The sequence below is a fragment of the Coprococcus sp. AM100_B19A genome (assembly GCF_027662015.1).
In the GTDB taxonomy this organism is placed as follows: Bacteria; Bacillota; Clostridia; order Lachnospirales; family Lachnospiraceae; genus Allocoprococcus; species Allocoprococcus comes.
Window position 1 is genome coordinate 23616 of the sequence record NZ_JAQDKN010000013.1, and the last position, 22024, is coordinate 45639.

Below are 22024 nucleotides of genomic sequence, written 5' to 3' on the forward strand. Positions count from 1 at the left end.
GTAATCATATAGCTTTAACTATAGCCGAAAAATGTGAAATTTACAATATCAGTTGGAAAACAAAAAAAATTAGGCTATACTAGGAACGTGAGCTTTAAATTGAGAAGGAGAATACACATGAAATATATATCGTTTGCGATTCCGTGTTATAACTCGGCAGCTTATATGGACCGGGCAGTGGAATCTATTTTAAAAGGTGGAGAAGATGTAGAGATCATCATAGTTAATGACGGATCAAAGGATGATACTTCAAAGATTGCACATGAGTATGAAGAAAAGTATCCAACGATCGTCCGTGCAGTTGATAAGGAAAATGGTGGACACGGAGATGCGGTCAATGCAGGTCTTGACCACGCAGAGGGAAAATATTTTAAAGTTGTGGACAGTGATGACTGGGTAGATGAAGAAGCACTGTACAAGATTCTGGATGTTCTGAAAAAGTTTGAAGAGGAAGAAAAGCAGGTGGATATGCTGCTTGCCAATTATGTATACGAAAAAGAAGGAATGGAGCACAAGAAAGTGATTGAGTACAAGAATGTGCTTCCACAGGAAGAGATTTTTGGCTGGAATGATGTGAAACATTTTCATCTGGGACAGTATATTCTGATGCATTCTGTTATTTACCGGACAGATTTCCTGAAATTATGTCAGCTCAGGCTGCCGAAGCATACGTTCTATGTGGACAATATTTATGTTTACTATCCACTTCCGCATGTGCGTAAGATGTATTATATGGATGTGGATTTTTATCGTTATTACATTGGAAGAGAAGATCAGTCTGTCAATGAAAAGGTGATGATCAGTCGTGTGGATCAGCAGATCTTTGTCACAAAGAGCATGATTGATATGTATGATATGCGCAAGATTTCTAATAAAAAACTGCGGACCTATATGACTAATTATCTTGCAATTATGATGACGGTGTCTTCGATTCTTCTGATTCGTTCCAAAAATGCAGAGAATCTGGAAAAGAAACGGGAGCTGTGGCAGTATCTGAAGAAGAATCACTACGGAACTTATTGGAAGATCCGATACGGAATCCTTGGACAGACCATGAATCTTCCGGGCAGATCAGGAAGAAAGATTTCGTCTCTGGCGTACATTGTGGCGAGAAGAATTGTCGGATTTAATTAAAATTCGTTCTTGACATTTCCGAAGAGAAGACTATAATAACTGTTAAAGTAAATATGGTTCACCAAAATTCGTTGATGAGAACAAAGTCGTATCCGCCATTATTTTCAGAGAGCCTGTGGATGGTGTGAACAGGTAATAACCGGATAAGGATATCCTCTCTAAGAAGCGGGTCCAAAGCAGAAAAAGTATCTGCAAGTAGACTTTGCCGGGATCCACCGTTATATGGATAGCATATGTTGGTATGTGAAGTGCCGCAGATTATTATCTGTGGAATTAGGGTGGTAACGCGGATTTTATTCGTCCCTTTTCAGATTGATTCTGGGAAGGGACTTTTTTGTTGCTGTGTATACAAAAAATCCTGTGAATTTTGTTATCGGAAGATTAGAAGAACAGTTTTGCGTGGACGAAAAGAAAAAGGAGGAAACTGTAATGAAAGCATTACAAAAAGCAAGCAAATTTTTATCAGACTATACATCATTGGTGGTAATCGCTATTGCAGTAGTCACATTCTTTGTACCGGCAATGATGGGATGGGTAAATAACCCATTGTTCGTTGATCCGGTATCCAACAAGTTCACCTGTCAGTCGATCATCATCGGAATCATCATGTTCAGCATGGGACTGACACTGACAACCGAAGATTTTAAGATTCTGGCACAGAGACCTTTTGATATCTGTATCGGCGCAATCGCGCAGTATCTGATCATGCCATTTCTTGCATTTGCACTGACGAAAGTACTTCAGCTTCCGGATGGAATTGCACTTGGTCTGATCCTTGTAGGCTGTTGTCCGGGTGGTGTATCCTCCAATATCATGTCTTATCTGTGTGGCGGAGATGTGGCATTTTCCGTAGGAATGACTACGGTATCCACAATCATTTCACCGGTTATGACACCGCTTATGGTTTCACTTCTTGCAAGCGGAACGCATATTACGATCAAAGGACTTCCGATGTTTGTATCTATTGTTGAGACCGTTATTGTTCCGGTAGCTTTTGGATTTTTACTGAATTATCTGTTTGGAAAGAAAAAAACATTTACAGAGCTTCAGAAAGTGATGCCTGGAGTTGCAGTACTTGGACTTGCATGTGTAGTTGGCGGAGTGGTTTCTTCGCAGGGAGACAAATTCTTTGAATCAGGAGTTGTAATTTTTGTGGCAGTATTTCTTCATAATGGACTTGGATATCTGCTGGGATACGGCGCAGGAAGACTGACTGGTATGAATACTGCAAAGAAGAGAACAATCTCCATCGAAGTTGGAATGCAGAACGCCGGACTTGCTACCAACCTTGCAACCACAACGGCACAGTTTGCGGTTGCACCGGAATCCGCAATTATCTGTGCTGTATCCTGTACATGGCATTCTATTTCAGGAACACTTCTCGCAGGATTATTTGCAGCATATGATAAGAGAAAAGCAGGAAAGCCTGCAAATAAAAAGCAGGCTGCAGAAAATGTAGCATAAAATACAGAAATAATTTCGGAATGATCGTCATAAAATATCAGGAATAACTTACAGGGCGTAAGAAGATATGGAAGATCAGAAACTGGAAAATCTTTTAAATCTGGCACTTGGAGCGACAGAACAAGAAAGAGAAAAATCATTGAACCTGGATGTCGGGTATCATCCGATTGACAGGGAATGGGAATTGATTATTAAATATTCGGGCAATCTGGATCAGGTAAGAGCCTTGGCAATCCAGGTGGTTGAACTTCAGAATGAGTACGCGATCATTCGGATCAGCCAGTCCAGGATTGATTTACTTTCAGATATTCCTGAGGTAGAATATATAGAGAAACCGAAACGTTTATTTTTTCAAATAGCAAATGGGAAGCGGGTATCCTGTATCAATGAGGTGCAGGATACCCGCTTTCTTGATCTGCGTGGACAGGGTGTACTTGTGGCGATAATTGATTCGGGGATTGATTATGCGAATGAAGATTTTCGGAATGCAGATGGAACGACGAGAATACGGGTGATGTGGGATCAGTCATTAAAACCGAATGCGGATGAAGAGAAGAATCCACCAAATGGTTATCGGATGGGAGTGGAATTTACCGAGGAGCAGATTAACAGGGCACTTGAGGCTGACTCGTCAGAGGAAAGGAGAAGAATGGTACCAAGTCAGGATATATCCGGTCATGGGACTGCAGTTGCAGGGATTGCTGCAGGAAATGGACGAGGAAGCGGAAATCTGTATGCCGGTGTGGCACCGGAGAGTGAGCTGATTGTGGTAAAAATGGGGTCGCCTATGCCAGACGGATTTCCACGGACGACAGAACTGATGCAGGCGATGGATTATGTGGTGAGGAAAGCACTGGAATTTCGGATGCCGGTGGCGATCAATCTGAGTTTTGGAAATACATATGGTTCTCATGACGGCAGGAGTCTGGTAGAACGGTATATTGATGATCTGTCGAATTTCTGGAAGAGTGTGATCTGTGTGGGGACCGGAAATGAAGCAGCAAGTGCCGGGCATACTTCTGGAGTGCTGCAGAAAAGAAAAGAAGAAAGAATACAGCTCGCAGTACAGGCAGATGAACCAACATTGAATATTCAGATCTGGAAAGCGTATACGGACGAAGTGGAAATTTCATTTGTATCTCCTGCGGGGACGCGGATCGGTCCAATACAATCTGTTCTCGGTTCGCAGAGATTCCGGATCGGAGAAACGGAGATTTTATTATATTATGGAAAACCGAGCCCGTATAATGTCGCGCAGGAGATTTATATTGATATGATTCCGGTGACAGATTATATTACGTCGGGAGTCTGGCAGATCATTTTGAATCCGACAAGGGTTGTGGAAGGGCAGTATGATCTGTGGTTGCCAAGTGAGAATGTATTGAACCGGGGGACAGGATTTTTGTATCCGGATGAAGAAGTGACCTTAACGATTCCTTCGACTGCAGATAAAGTGATATCGGTTGGGGCGTATGATGCGCTTACTTTTTCCTATGCATCTTTTTCAGGAAGAGGATATACCTGGCAGGATGAAAGGACGAAACCGGATCTTGTGGCACCGGGAGTGAACGTAAGGACGACAGCAGTTGGCGGAGGGGTGACAGTGGTGAGTGGAACTTCTTTCGCAACGCCGTTTGTGACAGGAGCATCGGCACTTTTGATGGAATGGGGGATCGTAAGAGGAAATGATCCGTTTTTGTATGGGGAGAAAGTGAAGGCGTATCTCCGGCGCGGGGCGAGAGAGTTGCCGGGATTTGGAAAGTATCCGAACCGTGAGGTGGGATATGGAGCACTTTGCCTGGAGAATAGTTTCCCAAAGTGAGAATGTTGTAGATATAAGGAAAACATGCTATGGCATATACAGTGTGTAAAGAGGAACAAAGAAAAAATAGAAAGCGTGGTCAAGCAGAAAAAATGAAGTACGAACATATCACAGAGGGGCGTTTCATAGACCGTCCCAATCGGTTTATTGCACATGTGGAGATCAATGGGCAGGTGGAAACGGTTCATGTAAAGAATACAGGCAGGTGCAGGGAATTTTTGGTCCCGGGTACACTAAAGCTTGTTTTTACTAAATAGTATTTTCTGTAATATAAAAAATATTGCAGAATATTTCTTATAAAAGTAAAATTCCGCATGGATTTGCTTTTCCACACAAAAAGTAAAATTTTGACTTTTATAGATATTAATTTACAATTCTATCCACTATTTTGAAAGATTCCCCAAAGCACTTTTGATAAAATATCTGCAGTAAATGAACTTTTGCAGAAAGGAGAGCATGCTTTATGGAACTTCAGAAATACGAACAGGAGCATCTGGATATACTGCGGCCGCTTCTTCCTGAGTGTACAGTACTTCTCAAGAAGAACGGCGATTTCCCCCTTGGCAAGCCGGGAAAGATTGCACTGTATGGTAACGGTGTGCGTAAGACGGTAAAAGGAGGAACCGGTTCCGGAGAGGTGAATTCCCGATTCTTTGAGACAGTAGAGGATGGATTTCAGAAAGCTGGGTTTGAAATTGTTTCCAGAGACTGGCTTGATGCCTATGACGAAATATATGACAAAGCGCAGGCTGGTTTTACAGAAGAAATCCGAAGAAGGGCGCAGGAGCATCATACACATCCCGTAATCGAAGGGATGGGAGCTGTCATGCCGGAGCCGGAATATGATCTGCCACTGAATGTAAAAGGTGAGACAGCCATTTATGTCCTTGCAAGGATATCAGGAGAGGGAAATGACAGGGAAGCGAGGGAAGGCGATATTTTCCTGACAGAAAGCGAGAGACGGACAATCCTTGAGCTGAAACGGCAGTACAGAAGGTTTATGCTGGTTCTGAATGTAGGAGGTCCGGTAGATCTTTCACCTGTCATGGAAGTGGAGAATATCCTGATTCTGTCGCAGCTTGGAGTGCAGACAGGAAGCGCTCTTGCGGATCTTGTTCTTGGGAAAACATATCCCTCCGGCAAATTGACGACTACATGGACAAAATGGAAGGATTATCCGGATTTTGCGTCATTTGGAGAACAGGATGATACCCGGTATCAGGAAGGAATTTATGTGGGATACCGATATTTTGACAGTGTGGATAAAGAGGTACTGTTTCCGTTTGGATACGGTGTCTCCTATACAAATTTTGAAGTCCGTTTTAAGGGTCTGAAACTGGATAAAATGACTGCCGAAATAGGTGCAGAAGTGGTGAATATAGGTGATTTCTGTGGAAAAGAGGTCGTACAGTTATACGTTTCTGTGCCGGAAGGAAAGCTGGATCAGCCTTATCAGACTCTGGCTTCATGGAAAAAGACAGAAGAATTAAAACCGGGGGAGAAACAGACAGTTGAACTTTCATTCTTACTGACGGATCTGGCATCTTACGACGAAGAACAGGCGGCATGGATTCTGGAACAAGGGGAATATACCCTCCGAATGGGAAACAGCAGCAGAGATACGGAAGTCTGCGGTGTCATATCAGTACCGGAAACTTTGGTTATAAAATCAGTAAAAAACTGTTTTGGAAAACCGGATTTCACAGACTGGAAGCCGGAAAGAAAGAGAAAGGACAGAGTAGGAAAAAAGATACAATCTTTGGAAGCAGATATTTTCAGCGTGGATATAGTGAAAGTAGTCTATGAGCATAAAGATGAGCCAATGCCGGAGATGGGGGGATTTTCCGATGAAGAACTGATTAGCCTGAATGTGGGTGCTTTCGTTGCAGGAGGCGGAGTGACAGGCATCATCGGTAATGCTTCTATGTCGGTTGCAGGCGCGGCAGGCGAGACGGCAAAAGTGGGAGAAATCCCCGTGATCGTTATGGCAGACGGACCGGCAGGACTGCGGCTTTCTCAAAAGTGCTTCCGGGATGAGAATGGAATACATAGTCTGGGGAGTACAATGCCGGAGACAATGCAGAATCTTCTGACCGAGGATGAGCGCGCATATATGAACAGCATGATTCCGCAGCCCGGAGAGGACAGTGAGATCTTTGAGCAGTATGCGACGGCAATTCCCATCGGCACCGCGATCGCCCAAAGCTGGAATCCATTGCTTGCAGAACGCTGCGGGGATATCGTAGGAAGCGAAATGGAGCGGTTTGGCATTCATCTGTGGCTGGCTCCAGCTCTTAACATCCATCGGTCCATACGATGCGGCAGGAATTATGAATATTTTTCAGAAGACCCGCTGATAAGCGGCGTATTCGCGGCAGCACTTACGAAAGGGGTGCAGAGCCATCCCGGATGTGGGGTTACCATCAAGCATTTTGCGGCGAATAATCAGGAGACAAATCGGTATAACAATAACAGTATAGTCAGTGAACGTGCGCTGAGGGAAATCTATCTAAAAGGGTTTGAAATCTGTGTTCGTCTGGCACAGCCTAAAGCCCTGATGACATCTTATAATCTGTTAAACGGGAAGCATACCTCTGAGCATAGAGAACTTCTTGAGGATGTGCTCCGCTGTGAATTTGAATTTGACGGCATTGTAATGACAGACTGGGTAACATCCTCTGATATATTAAGTGCTGATGCGAAATATCCTGCACCCGAGGCATACAAGGTGGCTCTCGCAGGAAATGATCTTTTTATGCCGGGAAGCCAGCAGGAAATTGATAACCTTACGGCAGCTCTCAAGAACGGTCATATTACAAGAGAGGAATTGATAAAAAATGCCACCAGGATCTGCCGGATGGCTGTGGAACTCGCAGGCGCTTCAGTTTGACCGGCCTTTTGTCTGTTTCCGGTATTGGAGCGGTGTGACACCGTATTGCTTTTTGAATACATTCTGAAAATAGGACTGGCTGGAAAAGCAGAGATAGCTGCTGATTTCAGCCAGACTTTTTTCACTGTAGGTCAGAAGACTTTTTGCTTCTTCCAGCTTGCAGCGCATAATGTAAGCGCCCATCCGGATGCCGAGTTCACCTTTAAAGTGTTTCATCATATAAGAGGCACTGCGCCCTGTATGAGCGGCGGCAGCTTCTACAGAGATAGGCTCATTTGTGTGGTTCCGGATATAGGTCATACATTGATAGACATCCGGGGAGATACCTTCCGGGATGCGTGTTTCTCCGGCACGCTGACAGAAATCCAGAAGCATGACATACTGGAGCTGATTGATTTTCTCAATTGTGCGCAGTTGTTCACACTCTTGAATGTAATAGTCTATGAGCTGGTATGTTTTTTCGATATCCACACCGCCCGGGATTGCACCCATGATACCGGCTTTTACTACAGCGCTGATAAAGAGGTTTTTGGCATGCCGCAAGGGTGCGCCTGCCATCTTCCCTTCCTTGAGGGGAGCACGGGTGGCAGAGAGAAATTTCTTCAGGGCGTCTGTATTCCCATTCTTGATTATCTGATACAATTCCAGTTCAAAATAGTAGGTGTTATGAACATTTCCTTCTTCCTTATCTTCTACCATTTGATCCGTCTGTTGGTTAAAGCGCTCCAGTGTGAGCTTGTCATTTTCCAGAAAGAGCCGTTCTGCGGAGACAGTCTTGTGGTTGAAGCACTGATGGAGAAATACCAGATAATTGGCAAACTGTGCCTGACCAAGCAGGGGGATTGCATAGAGCAATTCTGCGTACTGTTCCCTGTTTTCTAAAGAGACTCCACTCTCTCTGGAGGAATAGCGAATTAGTTCTTCGGTGACAGGAACGTTGAATACCGGGCCGAGAATCAGATTATAGTCGGTATTCTCGATTAAAAGGCGTCCGTAGCCGATATCCGGAGAATCACTGCAAAAGGTCGGATTATGATCGCTCATGGGAAAGAGATCCTCACGGTAGTATGCAGGAGATGTGCCGGTGATATCATTAAAAGAAGTATAGACTGCATATTTGCCTTTCAGTAATGTGACCGGGATTTTTGTCGCCGCATAAAAATTCTTACACATAGATAGATAATCTGTTTCCATAGGCCATTCTCTCCTTAAACTAAAATTATATATTCTATTTTACAATAATTAAATGAATATTACAATATTTATAAATTGCCATGTGATAGTCTGACATCAGAAAGGTTGATGTGCAAGAAAAATGATAAGGTAGCAGGAGCCGGAAGAGATAGGAGGAAGATCAGAATGAAACAACGAATCAGGATACACAAGGCAGAACCGAATACGGGAGTCCTCAATTACTCTCATCTGCTGGATGCGCCTGCGGGAAAACATGGGTTTGTCGAAGCGAAAAAGGGGCATCTTTATTTTGAAGATGGTACGAGAGCGCGGTTTTTAGGATTCAATGTGGCGGCGCGTTCCAATACGCCGGATCATGAGACGGCGGACAGAATGGCAGAACGGTTCGCCAGCATGGGAGTAAACATCATCCGTCTCCATGCGGCGGACGCCCCAGTGGGAGAGAAGCCGGGAAGCTGGAGCAGCTGCAGGGAAGCGCCTCTTCTGGACTATGCATCCGGTACCAGCAGGAAATTCAACCCGGATGGGTTGGAACGGTTCGATTACTTTGCGGCGAAACTGAAAGAGAAGGGCATCTATCTCCATATAGACCTGATTGTAGCGAGAAAGTTTGAAGAGGGAGACGGCATGGAGTATCCGGGCGGCGCACCCTCCTGTATCAAACGGTACTGTCTGTACAACCAGCGGATGATTGAACTCCAGAAAGAGTATGCAAAGGAGCTGCTCTGCCATGTGAATCCCTATACGGGACTGGCGCTTATCGATGATCCGGCGGTAGTGACAATCCAAATCAACAACGAGGACACTGCTATCAAGGGGAATATGGGTGGCGATGCAGGGGAAGAGATGAAACCCTACCGGGCAGAAGTACAGGAGCGCTTTAACGACTTCCTGCTGATGAAGTACCACACACGGGAGCATCTGAAAGAAGCGTGGACAAAGGACGGTTGCTGCGCGCTGGGGGAGGAAGAAGATCCGGCCCGGGGAATCGTCCGGGGGATTGAAGGCAGTTTCTATCAGCCGGTCAGCGACCCAGAAGGAGAGTGGGATGCACCGGAAGGACCGGCAAGATATGCCGACTTTATGGAGTTCGGCATCTATATGAACCGGAAGTTCTATCAGGATATGAAAGACTATATCCATTTCCTCGGGGCAAAAGTTCCTGTCGTTACCAGCAATTTAATTGCCGGGGCAGCGGATGTGTATGGGCATACAGACGGCGACTTGATGGAGAATAACAGCTATTTTAATCATCCTCTCCTTCCAGTAGAGAATAATACATACCTGGTGGCCGGCCCCATGGAATATGTCTCTACGAATCCTCTGACTATGCAGACCGGCGTGGGATCGGCGGCAACGACCCTTTTAAGTCTGGGATCACTGGCGATTGTGAAAGGAAAACCTTTTATGCTCAGCGAGTGGAACGAGTATGGTGAGCATCCTTTCCATTCCACGGCGTTTGTGCAGATGGCAGCATATGCCTGCTTAAACGACTGGGACGGACTGATTCTTTATAATCACCATACCTCCGAGAACTGGGATGACCAGCCGGCAGATGAGATATTGAATGTATTCGATGTATATAACGATCCGGCGGTAATCTGCCAGTGGGGATTCATGGCGTCTGTCTTTTTGAAAGGGCTTGTCTCCGTAGCAAAACACTGCGTAGATGTTATATACACACAGAATGACCTGAAAACACTGCCCCTTTTCCATGCAATGCCGACCACCTTTTTCCCATATATTACGTCTATGCGCAATGTATTTCTGGATGGAGGAGACAGTTATCAGGGTAATGCGGACATAGCGGTAAATGCCGGATTTTTAAACGGCGCTGATCTCTCAGATGCGGAACATGGCGTGTACTATGCATGGTCTGAATACAGGGATGCGTTCCGGCGTTATAAAGAGGAAAACCGCCTGGCAAATGCTGCGAAAGACACGAAAGAAATTCAACCGGGAGTGCATCTTGGAGAAAAAGCACTTGTGTTCGACCGGATCAGAGAGACATCGGGCAACGGAGATTACCGGACGTTTGCCGAAATCATGGACAGTGCGATGAAAGAGTGGGGTATTCTGCCGGAAGATACCGGCTATGTGGAAGGAAGGCTGATTTCAGACACAAAAGAAATCGTTTTTGACCCAGATCACGCACGCTTCTCTATCCACACACCTTACTGCGGCTATTTCAGCGGCGCGCCGGAAGAAGAGATTTCCCTTTCTGACAAGATCTGTGTGGAGGTGGAAAACGAAAGGATTACACTGGCTCTGATCGCAAAAGATGAAATTAAGATGGATGGCGCGTCAGAATATATTTTGACGGCAATGGGGACAACCGGTATGGACGAGACAACATTTGGCAAAGGACCGGAGCTGATGGGGATTCCGTTTGCCGCTGTGGAGTTCAAAGGCAAACTGTACGCAGAGACACTGGAAGGCTGCATCCGTGTGAAAGCGGAGAATGCGAAACTGGAGGTGTTAAATCCGATCGGGGAAGTAATTGCCGAAATGAATGGAGAAAAAACAGGAGATGAAATACGGTTTGCAATGGACGGTTCTGTTCCGGGCATCCAGTACAGACTTGTGGTCGGTGAATAAGCATAGTTCCCAAGGGAGTACTTTGAGATTACAAAATAAGAAAACAGGAGATTGAAAGAAAGATGAATTATGAGTCAAAGAAAAGTGCAGAAAATGGTCTGTATGAGTTTACGCCGGACGGGAACGGCTGCCAGATCTATCATGCGGAAACACCGCGTTATTGGTATAATTACCTGTGGAATGAAGAACGCTACTGCGCTCAGATATCGCAGGTAGGACACGGGCGCAGTTATTATCTGAGCGAAAAAGCAGATATGTGTATGATCAACCGGGATGATGCCAGATATGTATATTTAAGAGATGATGCAGACGGAACATGCTGGAATATCGGGAAGGGGCCGCTTAACACAGAGGTGGAAGACTACTGCTGTACACATAGTATCGGGCACACGCAGATTTGTTCAAAGAAAAATGGAATTGAGGGATCCTGGAGGATTTTCGTGCCGAAGAAAGGGTTTCATGAGGTATGGACACTGAAACTTCGCAATACAGCAGAGCAGGAGAAAAGGTTAAGCATGTTCTCTGCGGTCAGTTTTTATCTGGAAGGCTTCTCTTATCCCAGATACTACGAAATGTACCGATGCATGAAGACAGAATTCAAACGGGAACTGAACGGAATCTACTGTGATTCCGCCCATCCCTTCGCGCCCCATGAACTGTATCATGGGTTTCTGGCCTCATCCGAGCCGGTTTATGCATGGGACGGTGACCTGACAAAGTTCTGCGGGTCTACAAGCACGCTGACATTACCGGATGCTTCCGCCTGCGCCCTGTTCCAAAGACCGGATATTGTCGTGCAGGGAAAAGACTGTACAAATTCGGAAGCCTCGCTGTTCATTCTTGGCGGGGTGTTGCAGCATAAGATCACGCTGATGCCGGGAGAGGAGAAAGAGATTCAGGTGGTATTCGGGATCAGCTCTTCCTGTGAAGAGGCATGCAGTGCAGTAAAGCGGTATGCAGATGCAGAATCCACAGAACGGGAGTTCGCAGAGGCGGAGGCGTATAACTATGAGAAGATTAGCTCTTTGTCTGTGAAAACACCAGACCAGAAGATTAATCATATGATGAACAACTGGGTAAAAAAGCAGGCAGATTTCTGTATCGTAGGAAAGAAAGGTGTCCGTGACAACCTGCAGATTTCTGTAGCGCTGTTGAATTACCGTCAGGAGAAAGCAAAAGAAGAAATCCTGGAATGTCTGCGCCATCAGTTTCAGGACGGGCACGGAGTGCTTACATGGTATCCTTATGATGACACACGCTACTCAGACCAGCCATTCTGGATCATCTGGGCGGTATGCGAGCTGATTAAGGAGACGGGGGATCTGTCAATTCTTGATACGGAGATTGAATGGCAGGACGGCGGAAAAGCATCCGTTCTGGAACATGTAAAGGCTGCGGTTAATCGCTTAATTCTTGATAAAGGGGAGCATGGTTTGGTGAAGATTTATTTCGCCGACTGGAATGACGCCTTAAATATCACGGATGATCAGGAGGCGGAGTCTGTGATGCTGTCCCACCAGTTCTGTCTGGCTCTGAGAGAATTAAAGAGAATGATGGAGTATGCGGGCGATACAGCGTATGCCGGATTTATCGAGAAGGAATATGAACAGCTTAAGGAAGATATCAACCGCTATGCATGGGATGGGAAATGGTATGCGAGAGCCTTAAGCAGCAAGGGAAACGTAGGAACGCAGGACAGCGCCGGAAGCAAAATCTATTTGAACGCACAAACATGGGCTGTGCTGGCAGGAGTCGCGGATGGAGACAGGCTTTCTCAGGTGCTGGAGGCTGTTGATAGTATGGAGCAGGATTTCGGCTTTCCATTAAATCTGCCGCCGTACCCGGAGTATGATGCCCATGTGGGAAGGATGTCCGGTATGCTGCCGGGACTTTTTGAGAACGGTGGAGTGTACTGTCATGCTACCGGCTTTAAGATCCTCATGGACTGCTGTACGGGCAGGGGAGAAAAGGCACTGAAAACGCTGAAAAAGATTATGCCTGACAGCGAAGAGAACCCGTCGGCGAAGTCCGGGGCAGAACCTTATGTATTTACCAACTGCTATTCCACGAACCCGGGATATTACGGAAAATCCTATCAGTCATGGACAACAGGAACTTCCGCATGGTGCATGATGGGGCTGTATGAAGGTATTCTGGGTGTAAAACGGGATTATGAAGGGCTTAGGATCAGTCCCTGCTTTCCGGAAGAATGGGAAGAGGCAGAAGTGACGAGATACTTCAGAGGTGCGGATTATCATATTATCATCCGCAATCCCGAACATATTAAGAATGGAAAAGCCGAGGTTTATGCTGACGGTTCAATCTGCGATTCCGGGCTGATACCAGACTATCAGGATGCTAAGCAGCATAGGATAGACGTTTTAATAAAACGAGGATGAAATTTACAATTTTGTAAATTAATTTACAATAATTATCTATAGAAAAACAGTATAGTAAACCTATCATCAATGATACAGGAGGAGAGGAAAGATGGCAAAAGACAAAAACGCACCCCGTTACGACAAGCAGGGCGCAAGGCGCGTAATGCGCAAAAGAGATTATTTGGCAGATCTCGGCGGACAGCTCGCATTAGGGCTGATGGCGAATCTGGTCGGACAGCTCAATTATTTCTACACGGACAAGGTAGGACTAGCTGTCGGAAGTGTTGGTATTGTATTGGCAATCTCAAAGGTGATTGATGCATTCACGGATGTGATTGCGGGGAATTTTATCGATCATTCAAAAGGAGGCGACCATAAGTATTTCAGATGGATCCTGCCACAGATTATTCCGGCAGCCTTGATTATGGTTCTGATGTTTACCGTACCGATTCAGGCAGGACAGATTCCGGGCGTAATCTACGCGCTGATTACGAATCTGGTATTGTCCGCAGGTCTTTATACCTTTATTGCGACCCCGTTTGCGGCAGTTATGACTGTACGAAGCAGAAGCTTGAGCGAGAGAGGAAGTATCGGGCTGTTCCGTGCGGTTGCCAATTATGGCGCTGGAATGCTGATCTCCATTCTCACGATCCCGGTGACAAATATGCTGGGCGGCACACAGTCCGCATGGATCAAATACGGCGTGGTACTTGGTGTACTGGTATTTGTTCTGTTTGCAATCTGCTGCCATAACGGCCGCAAAGCCAAATTTGCATGTGATTACGAAGAAGAAGAAACCGAGGGAGCTGCTGAAGAAGAGGAAGAGCCGGTTCCTTTCAAAGAAGCAATGACAATGCTTCTGAAGAATAAATACTGGGTGATCATCCTGCTCTTTAACTTGACCACAAGTGTTACGAGCGGTATCGCGGCATCTGGCAGTATATACTACTGTAAATGGATTTTCGGAAATGATAATCTGGTCGGAATAATCGGAGCAGCAGGTATGTTGGCTACCGTAGTGGGATTCATCTTATCCAAGCCGATTATTGCCGGACTTGGAATCAAGAGGACAATCTCCATCGGGCTCTTAGGAGCGGCGATACTCGCAGGCATTCGCTGCTTTATACCGACGAACTTTACAGTTTGTGTGGTGACCGGTCTATTAGGCAGCTTTGTACAGATTCCGATGATGAGTCTGTATGGCGTGCTGACATCCATGACCATTGATTACAATGAGTGGAAATATGATAAGAAGCTGGTGGCAATGTCGGGCGGAGCAATCGGCTTTGGCAGTAAGGTTGGAAATGGCCTTGGTGCAGCAATACTGTCGGCGTTCCTGGCAATCGGTGCATATGATGCCACGCTGGAAGTCGCAAGTACATCCATGATATATTCCATCTATGGATTCTCAAATTATCTTCCGGTTGTGATCAACCTTGTGATGTTTGTAATCTTCCTGAAATTCGATCTGGAAGAAAAGCTGCCGAAGATGCGCGAGGAAATCGCTGCGCGCAGAGCAGGAAAGACCATTGAAAAATAAGAAACAGATATTATCAAGAAGCAGGCAAAGCTGAAAGAAACATTGTAATTATGAGAGCCGGCGCTTCCGTCGGAATCGGAGCGCCGGCTTGAGTTATAGGCGGAAAATAGTAATAGGGACAGGGCAGGAAAATGTCCTGGAATTGACAGTGGGCAACGGCTGGTATAAAGGGATTCTCAGCTTTGACTGTAAGCCGGAACGGTATGGGGATCGAACTGCTGTTTGGGCAGAACTTCATGTGCGTTATACAGACGGGACAGAAGAGGTAATTACTACGGACGAGACATGGCATGTGCGTACCGGTCAGATTCGTTACAGTGAGATTTACATGGGAGAGACAATTGATACAAATGCCCCTGATATCAGAGAGGGAAAAGTATCTGCCGTGCCAGAAGCCGTATTTCATCCGACTGTATTGACGCCGCAGCTAAATGAACCGGTGCGGGTGACTGAGCACTTGAAGGCAAAGAGGGTTTTCACGGATTCCAAAGGGAATATACTTGTAGATTTCGGCCAGAACCTTACAGGTCTTGTAGAAATCAGAATCCGGGGAGAAAAAGGCCAGAAAATCACTGTCCGCCATGCGGAGACTCTGGATCAGGACGGTGTATTTTACCCGGACACTCTGCGGACGGCAAAATCCGAGGACACCTATATCCTAAACGGGGAAGAACAGGTTTTGATGCCCCACTTTACATTTCATGGTTTCCGGTATGCTGCCGTGGAGGGAATAGAGAATCCCCAACCTGAGATGTTTACAGCCTGCGTAATGCATTCGAACATGAGAAAGACCGGAGAGTTCCGATGTTCCAATGAAAAAGTGAACCAGCTTCAGAGCAATATTTCCTGGAGTCTGCGTGATAATTTCTTTGATATCCCCTCCGACTGTCCTCAAAGGGATGAGCGGCTTGGATGGATGGGAGATGCGCAGGTATTCTCATGGACAGCAGCGTTCAACCGGGAGACGGCTCTGTTTTTTACAAAATGGATGAGGGATATATCGGCGGCGTCTTCACTGGAACGGGGAGTGCCTCATATAGTACCGGACATACAGGGAACTTACAGTTCTGCGGCGTGGAGCGATGCTGCAGTGATCATACCATGGGTAGTCTACCAGATGTATGGAGACACACGTATTTTAGAAGAATCATGGAAATGTATGCACGAGTGGGTAGATTATATTCACAATCATGTAAATGAAAACGGGCTGTGGATGACCAATTACCAGTATGGCGACTGGCTGGCACTGGATCGTGAAATGGGAGATAAAAGCGTTGGAGCTACAGATGTTTACTTTGTGGCAAACGCTTACTATATATATGTCACAGAGCTTGTGGCAAAGACGGCTCATGTGCTGGGAAAATATGGAGAGGCGGCATATTATGAAGTGCTCCGTGAAAAGACGCTGGACTCTTTCAGGAAAGAATATTACACCGCAAGAGGCAGGATCGTCAGCGAGACTCAGACTGCATGCGCGCTGTCTCTCTATTTTAACCTGGCATATGAAAAGGATAGGGAAAATATAGTACAAATGCTGGTGAGCAATATAGAAGATCATCAGAATCATTTGACCACAGGATTTGTAGGGACGCCGTATTTATGTCATGTCTTGTCTGAGAAAAAAGCGCATGATACGGCCGGACTCCTGTTTATGAGAGAGGATCTGCCATCATGGCTGTATGCTGTGAATAAGGGCGCGACGACGCTTTGGGAGAGGTGGGATCGGGAACATATGTGTATGAATATGACACAAACACAAGTTTAAAAGAGCTGAAATTCACTCTGGACAGTACACTGGGAGAGATTCTGGACGAACCTCTTGGCATGAAGATGATGGAAGAGATGCTGCCGGAGCTTGTACACAATCCAATGATCGAGTATGCAAGGCAAATGACTCTGGCTGAAGGAATCAGCTCTGCCCCAGAGGTAAAAGCGGTTTATGAAGCCGTACTAAAAGAATTGAATGCGCAGATGTAAAAGGAGAAGAAAGTAAATGGTACAGCAGAAGGTAAAATATACAGACACCGAGAGAACCCCGGCTGAACGGGCACGGGCACTTCTCGAAGAAATGACTTTAGACGAGAAGATGGCGCAGCTTGGCTGCATTTTCCCATTTGGTGACAGCTATGATGATATGGAACAGCAGGCTTTGGAGATGCCTTACGGGATTGGACAGGTGAGTACTCTGGAAATGCGCAGGATAGGCACGCTGGAAGAGGCCGCCGGATGGCAGAGGAAGATGCAGGAGACTGTGATGAGACAAAGCCCTCATCATATCCCGGCAATCTTTCATATGGAGGGACTGTGCGGAGCATTTATTCAGGAAGGAACCAGTTTCCCATCCGGAATCGCCAGAGGCTCAGGATGGGATCCGGAGCTGGAAGAGAAGATAGCCAAAGTGGTGGCAAAACAGGAAGCAGCCTGCGGCATCACTCACATTCTGGCTCCGGTGCTGGATATTTCAAGGGATTCCCGCATGGGAAGACAGGGAGAGACCTACGGGGAAGACCCGGCTCTGGCGGCAGCTCTGGGAGCGGCATATACGAAAGGAATCCAGACAACAGAGGCAGGCGGAAGAAGACCGGAAAGTGTCGCCAAGCATTTTCTCGGATTTCACAATTCACAGGGCGGTATTCACGGAACGAACAGTGATACGCCGTCCCGGCTCATGGAAGAAATATACGGCAAGCCTTTCCAGTCTGCGATTTCTGAATCCGAGCTGAAAGGGGTCATGCCCTGTTATAATTCTATCGATGGCGAGCCGGCTTCCGTTTCACACAGGCTGCTCACGGAACTTCTCAGAGAAAAGATGGGGTTTGACGGTCTGTGTGTCAGCGACTACGGCGGCATTAACAATGCCCACGAGGTCCAGCGAATCGGGGAGACTATCGGAGAAACAGGGCTTCTTGCCATGGAAGCAGGGATGGACATAGAGATGCCGAAAGCGACCGGATATGGAGAAGAACTCAAAGAAATGTTCCGAAGCGGGCAGGCGGATACAGAACTGTTGGACCGGACCGTTCTGCGGGTGTTGGAAGCCAAGTTCCGCATGGGTCTGTTTGAGCATCCGTTCGCCATGGATGGTGAGTCCTGTCAAAAGATTTTTGAAGAGAAAGAGGGGGCGGAGTTATCTTTCCGGTCAGCAAGAGAGTCCATGGTACTCCTGAAAAACAACGGGATACTTCCTTTGTCAGGTAAGATAAAGAAGCTTGCCCTGATCGGGCCTCATGCAGACTGTGCCCGAAAGTTCTTCGGCGGATATACCCATCTGTGCATGATGGAGTCGGTCTACGCTGTCGCAAGCTCCATCGCAGGGGTAGAGGGCAGCCCGGAGTCCGGGCAGATCAGCGGAGCAATGCTGCCAAATGGTGAGCCGGTGAATTATGTCCCAGGTACAAAGATCCAGTCAGACGAAGCGGAGCTTTTTGATGATATCCTGCGCCTGCAGAAGCCGGCCTGCAGAAGCCTGTTAGAAGAACTGAAGGAGCGGATGACAGACACGGAGATTCTGTATGCATACGGGTATCCGGTTGCCGGAAAGGATCAGGGCAGATTTGAAGAAGCGCTGCAGGCAGTCAGGGAAGCAGATGCTGTGATCCTGACTCTGGGAGGAAAGCACGGCACATGCTCTATGGCGACCATGGGCGAAGGTGTGGACGCTGCCGACATCAATCTGCCGGAATGTCAGGATGCATTTATTCAGGCTGCCGCTGCATGTGGTAAGCCTTTGATTGGGGTTCATTTTGATGGAAGACCAATCTCCAGTGACACAGCAGACCAATATCTGGATGCCATCATAGAAGCCTGGAACCCAGCGGAAACGGGAGCGCAGGCTGTGGCGGATGTCCTGCTGGGTGCATATAACCCGGGCGGTAAGCTGCCGGTATCCGTGGCATATCACGCCGGACAGATTCCAATTTATTATAATCACCCGAACGGTTCTGCATGGCACCAGCAGGAGAGTATCGGATTTGTCAACTATGTGGATCTTCCCCATACACCGCGATATTGCTTCGGGCATGGATTGTCTTATACACGGTTTGAGTATTCAGAAATTCATATATCGGCAGCAGAGATTGGAGCAGAAGAATCGGTACAGATTAGCTGTGTGGTAAAGAATGCAGGAAACTGTGCCGGGGATGAGGTAGTACAGCTTTATCTCAGGGACAGATTCGCAAGTATGACACGTCCGGTGAAAGAGCTTGCCGGATTTAAGCGGATCCATATGGAGCCGGAAGAAAAAGTGCGGGTCACATTTACAGTGCAGGCGGATCAGTCAGCATTTCTTGACAGGCAGATGCGCTGGAAGGTGGAAAAAGGGGATATAGATGCAGAAATTGGAAGTTCTTCTGAGGATATCCGGTTAAAAGGAACATACCGAATCACAGAAGATAAATGGATCAATGGAATGGAAAGGGCATTTTATGCGAAAGCACGGGAAGTAAGACTATAAATCCGTTAGATTTATACAGCAGACCGGCTGTCAGGTTCGGCAGGAAATGAGAAAACAGGAGAGGATAAAAAATGGATAAAAAAAAGATTGCCAGAAAAATAGCAGAAGAATCGATTGTTCTGCTTAAAAATGCGGATTATATACTCCCTTTAAAAGAGAAGAAAGAGATTGCATTTTTCGGAAGGACACAGATAGGCACTTTGTATTCCGGAAATGGATCCGGTGGTGCTAATATAGCCGGGTGCGGCACAATTCTGGAAGAATGTGAAAAGAGAGGGATAAAACCTGAATCGCTGCTGAAAGAATTTTATGAGTATAAAGCAAGTGCAGAACAGGTAACGGAAGAGGATGAGTTTGACTGGACGAAGGTCAGCGAAATGGTAAACAGCGGAATCATGTACGAAATATTTGGGAAATACAAGGCTCCGCTTGATGAATATGATGTGCCGGAGACACTTATCTTTCAGGCGGCGGAAAAAACAGACACAGCAATCTTCGTGATCGGCAGAAACTCCGGTGGAGAAGAGTGTGACCGTCATCTGCCGGAGGATTATTACCTGACCAGATCAGAAGAAAGCCTGTTAAAGGATATTTGTACCCATTTTGCTAATGTAGTGATAGTCCTGAATGTAAACGGACTGATTGATCTGTCGTGGATGAAAAAATATGCGAGCATAAAAAGCCTTCTGTTTATTGGAATCCCGGGGGAAGAAGGGGCTTCTGCGCTGGCTGGCATTTTGACAGGGGAGATTAATCCTTCCGGGAAACTGGCGGTGACTATAGCGGAACACTATGAAGATTATCCGTCGGCAGATCATTTCTCGTGGGATAAGGAGCATCTGGAGAATATTCTGGACTATGAGAGTTACGGCCTTTCGCCAGAAGAAAACGGAAGTACAGGTTTTATGAAGAGTCCGGTAACCGTGTATTGGGAAGATATTTATACTGGATATCGTTATTTCGATACATTCGGAAAACAGGTGCTTTACCCCTTTGGTTATGGACTATCTTACACTGCATTTGCAATCAGCGATGCATTGGTCAAGAAGCAAAACGGCGGTATTATGGTGACAGCCGATGTGAAAAATATTGGGGAAATGTCGGGGAAAGAGGTAATCCAGGTTTATCTGTCTAAGGTATATCCAGCAGAGGGCGTGGAGCGTCCTTATCAGGAATTGAAGGGATTCGAGAAAACGTCTGACCTCGCTCCGGGTGAAAAAGAGCAGGTTAAGATCTGGATCCCATGGAGAGAACTGGCGGTTTATGATGAGGAAAGAGCCGCTTGGATCATCGAGTCAGGCGATTATCTCCTGAAGATGGGAAAATCATCAAGAGACACCTTTACGGTGGGAATGGTATGCCTGCGGGATACAGTCATTACAGAACAGTGTGCGAACCGTCTGGCTATCTCGGGATGCAACAGAGGAAAACTTTTGTTCCTGACACAGAAAGACTGCACAGAGTGTCAGCCGGAAGACGTATATGAGAAAAAACCTGATGGAGGCGTGACCGAGACGGCGGTAATTTCTGTAACGGGAGAGGATATTCTTGCAGGAGGGGAGAGTATACAGGCTGAAAAAGAAGCGCAGCAAAGTCTGCCGGAGCTGTCCATCGAAGAACTCGCTTCTCTCTGCGTGGGTTATGGACCGGGGACTCCTTTTGCGGCTGTGGGTGATCGCAGTGATCCGGCTACGATTTTCGATGACGAAGGAAAACCGATTACAACAAACAGCCACCCGACAGGATATCCGGGATATGTTTCTCCGGCGATTGCAGAAAAAGGAATCAAGTCCATTTTCTATAAAGACGGCCCTGCCGGGATTGGCGGTGTTGCATGGCCAACAGAGATGCTCATTGCGTGCTCCTTTGACAAAAAACTGTGGCAGATGTTTGGAGATGCAGTAGGGAAAGAATGTGAAGAACAGCAGGTGAATGTCTGGCTTGCTCCTGCTGTGAATCTCCACAGGAATCCGCTGTGCGGAAGAAATTTTGAATATTTTTCTGAAGACCCGTACCTGACGGGAGTCTGTGCCTGCGAGATTACAAAAGGCGTACAGAATAGCCGTCCGGTTATTGTGTGCCCGAAGCACTTCGCGGCAAATGAGCAGGAGACATTCCGCCGCGGAAATGCAGGGAAAAATGTAGATGCAGTGGACTCAATCCTGACAGAAAGGGCACTTAGAGAACAGTATTTAAAGCCGTTCGAGATGTTAGTCAAAGATGCCGGGATCGCATGCATCATGACCTCCTTCAATAAGATCAACGGGTCATTTTCCGGCGGCAGCCATGACCTGTGCACACATATCCTGCGTGAGGAATGGGGATTTGAAGGGGCTGTTGTAACGGATTGGGGAGATATGGATATGGTTGTGGACGGCGCGGACGCTGTTGCGGCAGGAAACGATATCGTAATGCCCGGCGGTCCTCCGGTAATCCGCCAGATATTAAAAGGATACGAAGAAGGCAGAGTGACGAGAGAAGAATTGGAACAGGCAGTGCGTCATCTGCTGATTATGATAAAGAGAATCAGGCTGGCAGATTGATGGTT

The 22024-nt window shown here is 46.6% G+C and carries 13 protein-coding genes and 1 other annotated feature; of the genes, 12 read left to right on the top strand and 1 reads right to left on the bottom strand.

The genetic code is table 11. The features are described from left to right. Positions 1 to 117: 117 nt before the first annotated feature. The 5 genes from PGQ33_RS12505 (at position 118) to PGQ33_RS12525 (ending at position 7310) form a co-directional block, all read left to right on the top strand. Complete coding sequence (locus PGQ33_RS12505; RefSeq protein WP_022220025.1) at positions 118 to 1134, top strand: glycosyltransferase family 2 protein; 1017 nt, start codon at positions 118 to 120, stop codon at positions 1132 to 1134. A 62-nt stretch (positions 1135 to 1196) separates the two neighbouring features. Then, positions 1197 to 1442: a binding site (T-box leader), on the top strand. Between the two features lie 121 nt (positions 1443 to 1563). Next, positions 1564 to 2598, top strand: a complete 1035-nt coding sequence (locus PGQ33_RS12510) for a bile acid:sodium symporter family protein (protein ID WP_008369831.1) — start codon at positions 1564 to 1566, stop codon at positions 2596 to 2598. 67 nt (positions 2599 to 2665) lie between these two features. Continuing rightward, positions 2666 to 4420: a S8 family peptidase gene (locus PGQ33_RS12515; RefSeq protein ID WP_270205837.1), complete on the top strand. Its 1755-nt coding sequence runs from the start codon at positions 2666 to 2668 to the stop codon at positions 4418 to 4420. Between the two features lie 92 nt (positions 4421 to 4512). Further along, entirely contained in the window at positions 4513 to 4677 is a 165-nt protein-coding gene (locus PGQ33_RS17050; protein ID WP_242655673.1) for a sugar fermentation stimulation protein, read from the top strand. Between the two features lie 206 nt (positions 4678 to 4883). Beyond that, the gene (locus PGQ33_RS12525) at positions 4884 to 7310 is read left to right on the top strand and encodes a glycoside hydrolase family 3 protein (protein WP_270205838.1); all 2427 of its coding nucleotides are present in this window, start codon (positions 4884 to 4886) and stop codon (positions 7308 to 7310) included. Here PGQ33_RS12525 and PGQ33_RS12530 read toward each other — a convergent pair. Further along, positions 7302 to 8504 carry a helix-turn-helix domain-containing protein gene (locus tag PGQ33_RS12530; RefSeq protein ID WP_055160590.1) on the bottom strand — a complete coding sequence of 401 codons (1203 nt, stop codon included), beginning with the start codon at positions 8502 to 8504 and terminating at the stop codon, positions 7302 to 7304. The two genes, PGQ33_RS12525 and PGQ33_RS12530, sit on opposite strands and share 9 nt — an antisense overlap. 165 nt (positions 8505 to 8669) lie before the next feature. On the opposite strand from PGQ33_RS12530, the gene PGQ33_RS12535 reads away from it, so the two are divergent. The 7 genes from PGQ33_RS12535 to PGQ33_RS12565 all read left to right on the top strand — a co-directional run bounded on the left by PGQ33_RS12535 (position 8670) and on the right by PGQ33_RS12565 (position 22019). After that, positions 8670 to 11102, top strand: a complete 2433-nt coding sequence (locus PGQ33_RS12535; RefSeq protein ID WP_242999973.1) for a hypothetical protein — start codon at positions 8670 to 8672, stop codon at positions 11100 to 11102. Between the two features lie 62 nt (positions 11103 to 11164). Continuing rightward, on the top strand, positions 11165 to 13501 hold the full coding sequence (locus tag PGQ33_RS12540; protein ID WP_055160585.1) for a GH36-type glycosyl hydrolase domain-containing protein: 2337 nt from the start codon (positions 11165 to 11167) through the stop codon (positions 13499 to 13501). 91 nt (positions 13502 to 13592) lie between these two features. Continuing rightward, positions 13593 to 15023 (top strand): MFS transporter, encoded by a 1431-nt coding sequence (locus tag PGQ33_RS12545; protein ID WP_006859599.1) that lies wholly within the window; start codon positions 13593 to 13595, stop codon positions 15021 to 15023. 88 nt (positions 15024 to 15111) lie between these two features. Beyond that, the gene (locus PGQ33_RS12550; RefSeq protein ID WP_270205839.1) at positions 15112 to 16788 is read left to right on the top strand and encodes a family 78 glycoside hydrolase catalytic domain; all 1677 of its coding nucleotides are present in this window, start codon (positions 15112 to 15114) and stop codon (positions 16786 to 16788) included. After that, a complete protein-coding gene (locus tag PGQ33_RS12555; protein ID WP_242999972.1) occupies positions 16758 to 17000 on the top strand; it encodes a hypothetical protein in 243 nt (80 codons plus the stop codon). The genes PGQ33_RS12550 and PGQ33_RS12555 overlap by 31 nt, the downstream gene beginning before the upstream one ends. A gap of 16 nt (positions 17001 to 17016) precedes the next feature. Next, positions 17017 to 19476 carry a glycoside hydrolase family 3 N-terminal domain-containing protein gene (locus PGQ33_RS12560; RefSeq protein WP_117834689.1) on the top strand — a complete coding sequence of 820 codons (2460 nt, stop codon included), beginning with the start codon at positions 17017 to 17019 and terminating at the stop codon, positions 19474 to 19476. Between the two features lie 71 nt (positions 19477 to 19547). Beyond that, entirely contained in the window at positions 19548 to 22019 is a 2472-nt protein-coding gene (locus PGQ33_RS12565) for a glycoside hydrolase family 3 protein (protein ID WP_270205840.1), read from the top strand. The last annotated feature ends 5 nt before the right edge of the window (positions 22020 to 22024 follow it).